6 protein-coding genes are annotated in these 9,686 nt (G+C 72.7%); 4 read left to right on the top strand and 2 right to left on the bottom strand.

Annotation, left to right across the window (positions count from 1 at the left end; genetic code table 11):
- The first annotated feature begins 130 nt into the window (after positions 1-130).
- Complete coding sequence (locus ACFPZJ_RS30330) at positions 131-1,450, top strand: MFS transporter (RefSeq protein ID WP_381028204.1); 1,320 nt, start codon at positions 131-133, stop codon at positions 1,448-1,450.
- 106 nt (positions 1,451-1,556) lie between these two features.
- A complete protein-coding gene (locus ACFPZJ_RS30325) occupies positions 1,557-3,143 on the top strand; it encodes an arabinose isomerase (protein ID WP_381028202.1) in 1,587 nt (528 codons plus the stop codon).
- Positions 3,144-3,167: 24 nt separating this feature from the next.
- On the opposite strand, the gene ACFPZJ_RS30320 is transcribed toward ACFPZJ_RS30325, so the two are convergent.
- Positions 3,168-4,376 carry a helix-turn-helix domain-containing protein gene (locus tag ACFPZJ_RS30320; protein ID WP_381028199.1) on the bottom strand — a complete coding sequence of 403 codons (1,209 nt, stop codon included), beginning with the start codon at positions 4,374-4,376 and terminating at the stop codon, positions 3,168-3,170.
- 394 nt (positions 4,377-4,770) lie between these two features.
- Between ACFPZJ_RS30320 and ACFPZJ_RS30315 the strand changes: the two genes are divergently transcribed.
- The gene (locus ACFPZJ_RS30315) at positions 4,771-5,109 is read left to right on the top strand and encodes a hypothetical protein (RefSeq protein ID WP_381028196.1); all 339 of its coding nucleotides are present in this window, start codon (positions 4,771-4,773) and stop codon (positions 5,107-5,109) included.
- 814 nt (positions 5,110-5,923) lie between these two features.
- On the opposite strand, the gene ACFPZJ_RS30310 is transcribed toward ACFPZJ_RS30315, so the two are convergent.
- Positions 5,924-6,088, bottom strand: a complete 165-nt coding sequence (locus tag ACFPZJ_RS30310; RefSeq protein WP_381028194.1) for a hypothetical protein — start codon at positions 6,086-6,088, stop codon at positions 5,924-5,926.
- 214 nt (positions 6,089-6,302) lie between these two features.
- Between ACFPZJ_RS30310 and ACFPZJ_RS30305 the strand changes: the two genes are divergently transcribed.
- Positions 6,303-9,677, top strand: a complete 3,375-nt coding sequence (locus tag ACFPZJ_RS30305) for a pyruvate carboxylase (RefSeq protein WP_381028191.1) — start codon at positions 6,303-6,305, stop codon at positions 9,675-9,677.
- The last annotated feature ends 9 nt before the right edge of the window (positions 9,678-9,686 follow it).

Below are 9,686 nucleotides of genomic sequence, written 5' to 3'. Positions count from 1 at the left end.
GGAAGGAGGGCCGATGAACCACGCCTGGAGTGGATGTGTGCACGACATCTTGTTGGAACGTTTTTCCCGCCCTATATTCGCTGCGACCTGGCCCCGGAGCCGCGATGTCACAAGACGACGGAGTCGCATCATGGCCCGTACCCCGACCGCCCCGGATCCCACCACCCCGGACCCCGCGAAGCGACCCATCCCCCCACACCTCTGGAAGGCCGCGGCCCTGTCGGGCATGGCCTCGTACCTCGACGCCGGGCTGATCGTCAGCATCTCGGTCAACCTGGCCATCTACCGGGACACTTACGACATGGGCGTGTGGATGGCCGGCGCGATCAGCGCGATCGTCACCGTCTGCATCGCCGTCGGATCCCTCGTCGGCGGCCGGATCGCCGACCTGTTCGGCCGCCGACGCGTCTACAACTGGGACATCTTCTGCTTCGCGGTGGGCGCCCTCGTCATCACGCTGGCGCCGGACGACATCGTGCTGCTGATCGGCGTCCTCGTGGCGGGACTCGCGGCCGGCGCCGACCTGCCGACGTCCCTGGCCGTGGTCTCCGACGCCGCGCCCTCCTGGGCCCGGGGCCGACTCGTGGCCTTCACCCAGGTCATGTGGATGCTGGGCATCGCCGTCGCCATCTTCCTCGGCTTCGTCCTGTCGACCACGGGCATGGTCGGCGCGAGGCTCATCACCGGCCAACTGGCCCTCGCGGCCGTCGTCACCTGGCTGCTCCGCTCCCGGCTGAAACTGTCCGCCGAGCCCGACCCGGAGGAGGACCGGGCCGTCGGGGCCCCGGCCGGGGCCACCGTCCCGCGTGGTGTCGCGCTGAGGACCATGTGGACGCGTGCCGCCCTGCTGCCGATGGCCGCGACCTTCGTCTTCTACGTCACCTGGGGGCTGGGCGCCAACACCTTCGGCCAGTTCGGCACGTACCTGCTGGTCACCGTCAGCGACGCCTCACAGAGCCTGGCCACCGGGATCAACCTGGCCTTCATCCCGATCGGGGTGCTGCTGACCCTGGCCTTCGTCCGCGTCGCCGACAGCCCGTGGCGCGACCGGCTGTTCTACGTCGCGGCCGTCGTGCAGGTCCTCGCGTTCGTCGTCGCCTCCCTGACGGCCGGCGCCCTCGTCGGCATGCTCGTCTTCTTCGTCCTCTACCAGCTCTCCAACCCCTTCGCGGGCGAGGCGAACTACAAGGTGTGGTCGCAACTGACACTGCCCGCGGACACCCGCGGCACCACCCAGGGGTTCACGTACGCCCTGGCGCGCGGGATCTTCGCGGTCGCCGCGTTCTTCACTCCCGCGCTGGCCGAGTACAGCGCGGCGGTTCTGCTCTGGTCGATCACCGCGTGCATGGCGCTGGCCGCGTTCGCGGGCGCGTTCATCATCCGTGTGCTCGTCCCGCGTGCCTCCGGTGTCGCGCCCGTGCGGGCCCATCTGAAGGCGGCGCGGGCCTGACGTCCGGGTGCGCCGACCCCGAGCTTCAGGGCGGCGCCCAGACACCCGAGCGGAAACGGACCGGACGAGAACCGGACGGCATTCGACCTCGCGAGGAGCACCCACCATGGCAATGACCGAACCTACCGGGACAGGTACCGGCTTCGCGACGGCAGCCACCGACTCCGCTGCAGCCACCGGCTCAGCGGCGGCGACCCAACGCGCGGGGGCAGCCGACGGCCCCGCCGCGGCCACGGCTACCGCCGACCGCGTCGCCGAACGGACCGCCGCGCTGCATGACCTGCTCCCTCCGGTCACCCGGCGCCGCACCCGGATCGGACTGGTCGCGGGTGGACTCGGCACGTACTGGCCGCAGTTCCCCGGACTCCTGCCACAACTGCGCGAGTCGGCCGCGTACGTCGCCGAGCGCTTCCGCGGGATGGACGCGGAGGTCACCGACGTCGGCTTCATCTCCGACGCCGAGGAAGGCGCGCGGGCCGCCGAGAAACTGCGTCAGGCCGACTGCGACCTGATCGTGCTGTTTCTGACCACCTACCTGACCTCCTCGATGGTGCTGCCGATCGCGCAGCGCTCGCACGCGCCCGTCCTGGTCATCGACCTGCAGCCGTCCGAGCGGATGGACCACGCCTCCTTCGACACCGGCGCCTGGCTGGCGTACTGCGGACAGTGCCCCGTGCCCGAGGTCGGCAACGTCTTCCGCCGCGCCGGCATCCCCTTCCGGTCGGTCTCGGGCTGGCTGCGCCAGGAGTCCGCCTGGCGGCGCATCGAGCAGTGGATCCGCGCCGCACACGTCCGCGCCGCGCTGCGGCACGCCCGGCACGGCCTCATGGGGCACCTCTACCCGGGCATGCTCGACGTCTCGACCGACCTGACGCTGCTGCCCACGACGTTCGGCTCGCACGTCGAGGTGCTGGAGTTCGACGACCTGCGGCACCGGGTGGAGCGGGTGACCGAGGCGGAGACCCGGGAGCGCATGGAGCTCGCCCGGCAGGTCTTCACCCTCGACGAGAGCGTGGTGGACGAGGACTTCGCGTGGGGCGCGACCGTGTCGGTCGCCCTCGACCAACTGGTGGCCGACTTCGGACTCGACACCCTCGCCTACTACCACCGCGGCCTCGACGGCGAACTGCACGAGCGGCTCGGCGCCGGGATGATCCTGGGCGCCTCGCTGCTCACCGCCCGGGGTGTGCCCGCGGCCGGCGAGTACGAACTGCGCACCAGCGTCGCCCAGTTGGTGTCCCAGTGCGTGGGTGCCGGAGGCTCCTTCACCGAGATCCAGGCCCTCGACTTCGAGGACGGCGTGGTGGAGATGGGCCACGACGGGCCCGGGCACCTCGCGGTCAGCTCCCGCGACCCCCTGCTGCGCGGGCTCGGCGTCTACCACGGCAAGCGCGGCTGGGGTGTGAGCGTGGAGTTCGACGTCCGGCACGGTCCCGTCACCCTCCTCGGACTCGGTCAGGACGCCGACGGAACGCTGTCCTTCGTCACCTCCGAGGGCACCGTCGTCCCCGGCCCGCTGCTGGAGATCGGCAACACCACCAGCCGGGTCGACTTCGGCCGCGATCCCGGCGAGTGGGTCGACGCCTGGAGCGCCACGGGCGTGGGACACCACTGGTCCCTCACGATCGGCCATCACACGCCGGACTTCCGTGCTGCGGCGAGCCTGCTGGGCATCGATCACCGGGGGGTGTGACGGGGGCAGGCGAGCGTCCGCCCCCTATAGGTCGGTGTCCACCAGGAACTCCTGGTCACGTGCTCCGGTACAGCGCTGCTGGGCGATCTCGGCACCCTCTGCCCGGTCGTCGTCGCCGTTGACGCCGAGGCACATGCCGTTGTGGACCAGGCGGATCCGGTACCGGTCCGTGCCGGGGCGACCGAGCGGTTCGATCAGGAACTGCTGGCTGGTGCGATCGGCCGAACAGCTCTCCCACGGCCAGGGTTCGAGCAGCCCCTCGACCACGTGTCCGCTGCCCAGCGCCGTCAGACAGCCGACGCCACGGACCGGGTGGCGCCATTGGATGTAGAAGGCGCCGCCGTTTCCCGCGGGCGCCAGTGAGGTCTGCGGTGGAGTGGCATCGACACAGGGCCTCTGGACCGCGACCTGGCTGCGGTAGTGGCCCTGACGGTCGTGGCCCTCGGTGACGCACAGCTGGGGCGCTCCCGCCGGGCGGATCCGGGACGGTCCCGCGAGTGCGGCGCGAACATCCTCGGGCAACGCGGGAGTTGAGGCCACCCCGATCCAAGGTGCCTCACCGTGCGTGCTCGCCGCCGGGTCGGCACGGCCGCCCGTCTCGTCCCGCAGTAGCGTCCAGGCGCCGAGGACGCTGAGCACCAGGGCGGCAGCGACCGCACCGGCGACGGCCTGGCGACGGTTCCGTCGCCGGGCCGCACGGGCGGCGGCGTCCTGTGCTGCGGTGGGGTGGGCTGCCACGGTGGGTGGGGCTACGGCGTCCTGCTGCCTGCGCGGCGACGGCCGCCTCGGCGGTTCTGTGGCCCTGGCCCCGGTCGCGCTTCCGGTCCCGGCTCCCGGCTCCCACCCGGCTGCCGGCTTCGACCCAGTTCCTGGTTCCGTCCGGGCTCCCGGTTGCGTCCCGGCCCCGTTGCCCGTTTCCGGCCCGAACCGCCCCGCTTGGGTCGACACCGCCCGCTCGGCGGCGGCCAGCCGGTTCCTGGCCTCCAGCCAGGCCGCGGTGTCCTCACCTGCGCGGCAGGCGCGGACGAACGCGGCCACCACCTCCGGGCGCGGCAGAGAGCTCCGGCGCAGCACATCGGCCACGGTGCTCCGGGCGAGCACATCTCCGTGCTTCGCCGCGTTCGCCTCCAACTGCCGATAGGTCAGACCGGCCTGGTCCTTGAGCCGCCGCATGCAGGCGACGAACTCCGTGGCGTCGCCCGCCTCGCGCGGCAGCGGCTGCTCATTCCCCATGCCCGGCCATCCTTGTCCTGCTCATGCCGGTCGGCAATCCGGGTTCCTGCCAATCCGAGGCCGTCCGGTTTTGTCCTGGACACGGCTGTGGACCGGCAGGACGACGGCGCCCTGTCCGGGAGTGTCGCCGAGGGCGTTCGGGTCGCGCCTGTCGCCGGGAGGCGGCCGCCCGTTGTCAGTGCCGTACTGAACAATGCGGCAGAAGCGAGATCAACATCGCCCGCGCTGGGTAGGCGATCGTACGTCCCCGCTGTGAAGGAAGGCCACCACTGATGCAGCTCATCTCCGGCCCGGCACAGGCCCCAGTCGTCCTCGCGACCGCGCGACCTCGGGAAGCCGAGCACAGGCGGGTATCCGCAGCCGCCGCGCCGGACCGGGCGGGGGAGAGCTGACGATGCTGCTGCCCCACCGCGGCCGGTCCGCCGCCCCGCTCAGCCGCACGGGTGCCGACCTCGTGCGGATCATCTCCGACCCCGGCACCCCCGTCTTCCTCACCGTGCAAGCGGACGGACGCCGCAGATACCGCTACTGGCAGCCATTGGACCCCGGCACCGGCAGGGGAAGCTGCTACGTCGCGCTGCCCACCGCCGAGTGCGACGCGCTGCACGCCGCCGGCCGCATCACCCTCGGTGAGCCCGTCGTCGATCCGGCCAGGACCACCTACCGCGTCCGGGCCGCCCGCACCCCGGCCACCGCCGTACGCGCGGCGCGGCCACGCGCGCGCGCCGCGTGACACGCGCCCCCGCGAGCACACCGGAGCGCGACCGGCGGGCGCGCCCCGGGCGTGACCAGCGGGGCGACGCGGACAGGACATGACCAGGGCGCGCCCCGGGTGTGATCAGCCGGGCGCGATGCCGGCGTGACTGGTGGGGCGTGTGCAGGGGTGACCCAGTGGGTGTGACGGTGGGACGTGACGCGGGCGCGTCCTGCGGGTGCGGCGGTTGAATGCGACGCCGGTGGGACCAGCCGGGCGCGATGCGGAGATGACGGGTGGGGCGTGTGCCAGGTGTTACCGGTGGGTGCGATGGTGGGATGTGACGCGCGCGTGACCAGCGGGGCGACGCGGACAGGACATGACCAGGGCGCGCCCCGGGTGTGATCAGCCGGGCGCGATGCTGGCGTGACTGGTGGGGCGTGGCAGGGTGACCCAGTGGGTGCGACGGTGGGACGTGACGCGGGCGTGTCCTGCGGGTGCGACGGCGGGGCGTGACGCGGCCGTGTCGGTGGAATCAGACGCGGGCGTGACCAGCGGGCGGGACCCTGTGGGCGTGACGGCGGGGCGGGATGCGACGCAGGCGTGACCAGTGGCCGCAACGGTGGGGCGCAACGCGACGCAACGCGGATGACGGCGAGGCGCTACGCGGTCGTGACCAGCGGGCACAACGGCAGGCCGCCATGTGGACGGGACGGCGGGGCGCGACGCGGACGTGGCCGGCCGGCGCGACGGCAGGCCGCCATGTGGACGGGACGGCGGCGCGCGCCCCGGGCGTGACGGCGCGGCCCGGCCGCACTGGTGGGCCGGGCCGCGCAGGTGGTGGGGGATGCGGTCAGCGGTGGCCGTGGCCCTGACCGTGGCCGCGTAGCCTGCCCAGCAGGCGCTGGGCCTGGGCCCTGCGCCGGGGATCGGCCGCGGCACGTCGTGCCTGCTCGGTCGCGCGGCGCCCCTGGGGACTCCTGGCGAACCGCTTGATGCGCTCCAGCATGCCTGGCATGACGCTCCTTTCCCGGGGCTGCCCCGTGCTTGACCCCGCTACAGCCCGATTACCCCCCAGAAGACGGCTCAGCCCTTCCACCTCGGGGGAGCCCCGTCCACCCCGCCGGCCCCGGGGGCGGGCCGCACCGTCGCGAGTGGCCCGGCTCACATGGCGTTACCGGGGTACCGCCGACACGATGGTGCTCCTTACCGGCAGGCTGAAGGGATCGAGAATGTTCCGCAAGGTGCTGGTCGCCAACCGCGGGGAGATCGCGATTCGGGCGTTCCGCGCGAGCTACGAGCTGGGAGCCCGAACCGTCGCCGTCTTCCCGTACGAGGACCGCAACTCCCTGCACCGGCTCAAGGCGGACGAGGCCTACGAGATCGGCGAGCCCGGGCATCCCGTGCGGGCGTACCTGTCGGTGGAGGAGATCGTCCGCGCGGCACGCCGGGCCGGAGCGGACGCCGTCTACCCGGGGTACGGGTTCCTGTCGGAGAACCCCGACCTGGCGCGGGCCTGCGAGGAAGCGGGCATCACCTTCGTCGGGCCGGGTGCCGACATCCTGGAGCTGACCGGGAACAAGGCGCGCGCCGTGGCCGCGGCACGCGCGGCGGGCGTGCCGGTGCTGGGTTCCTCGGCGCCGTCGACCGACGTGGAGGAGCTGGTCCGGGCCGCCGACGACATCGGCTTCCCCGTGTTCGTCAAGGCGGTCGCCGGCGGCGGAGGACGAGGCATGCGCCGGGTCGAGGGCCCCGCCCAGCTGCGGGAGTCCATCGAGGCGGCCTCCCGGGAGGCGGCGTCCGCGTTCGGCGATCCGACCGTCTTCCTGGAGAAGGCCGTCGTCGAACCCCGCCACATCGAGGTGCAGATCCTCGCCGACGGGCACGGTGACGTCATCCACCTGTTCGAGCGGGACTGCTCGGTGCAGCGCCGCCACCAGAAGGTGATCGAACTCGCCCCCGCGCCCAACCTGGACCCGGCGCTGCGCGAGCGGATCTGCGCCGACGCCGTGCGGTTCGCCCGGCAGATCGGCTACCGCAACGCCGGCACCGTGGAGTTCCTCCTCGACCGCGCCGGAAACCACGTCTTCATCGAGATGAACCCGCGCATCCAGGTGGAGCACACGGTGACCGAGGAGGTCACCGATGTCGACCTTGTGCAGGCGCAGCTGCGCATCGCCGCAGGCGAGACGCTCGCCGACCTCGGCCTCGCCCAGGACACCGTCACCCTGCGCGGCGCCGCGCTCCAGTGCCGTATCACCACCGAGGACCCCGCCAACGGCTTCCGCCCGGACACCGGCCGGATCAGCGCCTACCGCTCGCCCGGCGGCTCCGGCATCCGCCTCGACGGCGGCACCACCCACGCCGGGACGGAGATCAGCGCCCACTTCGACTCCATGCTGGTCAAACTCACCTGCCGGGGCCGGGACTTCACCACCGCGGTGGGCCGTGCCCGGCGTGCCGTGGCCGAGTTCCGCATCCGCGGCGTGGCCACGAACATCCCGTTCCTGCAGGCCGTACTGGACGACCCGGACTTCCGGGCCGGCCGGGTCACCACGTCGTTCATCGAGCAGCGCCCCCATCTGCTGACCGCACGGCACTCCGCTGACCGCGGCACCAAACTGCTGACGTACCTCGCCGACGTCACCGTGAACAAGCCGCACGGCGAGCGGCCCGACCTGATCGACCCGCTGACCAAGCTGCCGCCGCTGCCGGACGGTGAGCCACCGGCCGGCTCCCGGCAGCGGCTCGCCGAACTCGGCCCGGAGGGCTTCGCCCGCTGGCTGCGCGCCTCCCCGACCGTCGGCGTCACCGACACCACCTTCCGCGACGCCCACCAGTCGCTGCTGGCCACCCGGGTCCGCACCAAGGACATGCTCGCCGTCGCCCCGGTCGTGGCCCGCACCCTGCCCGAGCTGCTGTCGCTGGAGTGCTGGGGCGGCGCCACCTACGACGTCGCCCTGCGCTTCCTCGCGGAGGACCCGTGGGAGCGGCTGGCCGCACTGCGCGAGGCCGTGCCGAACATCTGCCTGCAGATGCTGCTGCGCGGCCGCAACACCGTCGGCTACACGCCGTACCCGACCGAGGTGACCGACGCCTTCGTCCAGGAGGCGGCGGCCACCGGCATCGACATCTTCCGCATCTTCGACGCCCTGAACGACGTCGACCAGATGCGCCCGGCCATCGACGCCGTACGGGAGACCGGAACCGCGGTCGCAGAAGTGGCCCTGTGCTACACCTCCGACCTGTCGGACCCGTCCGAGCGGCTCTACACCCTGGACTACTACCTGCGCCTGGCCGAGCGGATCGTGACCGCGGGCGCGCACGTCCTGGCCGTCAAGGACATGGCGGGACTGCTGCGGGCACCCGCCGCGGCGACGCTGGTGTCGGCTCTGCGCCGCGAGTTCGACCTGCCCATCCACCTGCACACGCACGACACCGCCGGCGGCCAGCTCGCCACCTACCTCGCCGCGATCCAGGCCGGCGCGGACGCCGTGGACGGGGCGGTGGCGTCCATGGCGGGCACCACCTCCCAGCCGTCCCTGTCGGCGATCGTGGCCGCGACCGACCACTCCGAGCGGCCCACCGGCCTGAGCCTGAAGGCCGTCGGCGACCTGGAGCCGTACTGGGAGAGCGTCCGCAAGGTGTACGCGCCCTTCGAGGCGGGCCTGGCCTCGCCGACCGGCCGCGTCTACCACCACGAGATCCCCGGCGGCCAGCTGTCCAACCTGCGCACGCAGGCCATCGCGCTGGGCCTCGGCGACCGCTTCGAGGCGATCGAGGCGATGTACGCCGCCGCCGACCGGATGCTCGGCCGCCTGGTGAAGGTCACCCCGTCCTCGAAGGTGGTCGGTGACCTGGCGCTCCACCTGGTGGGCGCCGGCGTCTCCCCCGAGGAGTTCGAGGCGGCACCGGACAGGTACGACATCCCGGACTCCGTCATCGGCTTCCTGCGCGGCGAGTTGGGCACCCCGCCCGGCGGCTGGCCCGAGCCGTTCCGCAGCAAGGCGCTGCAGGGCCGCGCCGAGGCCAAGCCCGTGCGGGAGCTGAGCGCCGAGGACCGTACCGGGCTCGCCAAGGACCGGCGGGCGACACTCAACCGCCTGCTGTTCCCCGGGCCGGCCCGCGAGTTCGACACCCACCGCCAGACGTTCGGCGACACCAGCGTGCTGGACAGCAAGGACTTCTTCTACGGACTGCGCCCCGGGCGGGAGTACGGCATCGACCTGGAGCCCGGTGTGCGCCTGCTGATCGAGTTGCAGGCCGTCAGCGAGGCCGACGAGCGCGGCATGCGCACCGTGATGTCCTCCCTGAACGGGCAGCTCCGGCCGATCCAGATCCGGGACCGGGCGGCGGCCTCCGACGTCCCGGTCACCGAGAAGGCCGACCGGGCCAACCCCGGCCATGTCGCTGCGCCCTTCGCCGGTGTGGTGACCCTCGCGGTCGCCGAGGGCGACGAGGTGGCGGCCGGTGCCACGCTGGCCACCATCGAGGCGATGAAGATGGAAGCCTCGATCAACGCCCCGAAGGCCGGCACGGTCGCCAGGCTGGCGATCAACCGGATCCAGCAGGTGGAGGGTGGCGATCTCCTCGTCGAACTCGCCTGAGCCGCACCG

The organism is Streptomyces bullii, from assembly GCF_042657145.1.
Lineage (GTDB): Bacteria > Actinomycetota > Actinomycetes > Streptomycetales > Streptomycetaceae > Streptomyces > Streptomyces bullii.
Note: the sequence above shows the minus strand (reverse complement) of the source record. Positions and strands in the feature narration are given on the sequence as shown.

Excerpts from the sequence above, each read along its gene's own strand:
- ACFPZJ_RS30315 (WP_381028196.1), top strand. The coding sequence starts at position 4,771 with ATGCTGCTGCCCCACCGCGGCCGGTCCGCCGCCCCGCTCAGCCGCACG.
- ACFPZJ_RS30325 (WP_381028202.1), top strand. The coding sequence starts at position 1,557 with ATGGCAATGACCGAACCTACCGGGACAGGTACCGGCTTCGCGACGGCA.
- ACFPZJ_RS30330 (WP_381028204.1), top strand. The coding sequence starts at position 131 with ATGGCCCGTACCCCGACCGCCCCGGATCCCACCACCCCGGACCCCGCG.
- ACFPZJ_RS30320 (WP_381028199.1), bottom strand. The coding sequence starts at position 4,376 with ATGGGGAATGAGCAGCCGCTGCCGCGCGAGGCGGGCGACGCCACGGAG.
- ACFPZJ_RS30310 (WP_381028194.1), bottom strand. The coding sequence starts at position 6,088 with ATGCCAGGCATGCTGGAGCGCATCAAGCGGTTCGCCAGGAGTCCCCAG.
- ACFPZJ_RS30305 (WP_381028191.1), top strand. The coding sequence starts at position 6,303 with ATGTTCCGCAAGGTGCTGGTCGCCAACCGCGGGGAGATCGCGATTCGG.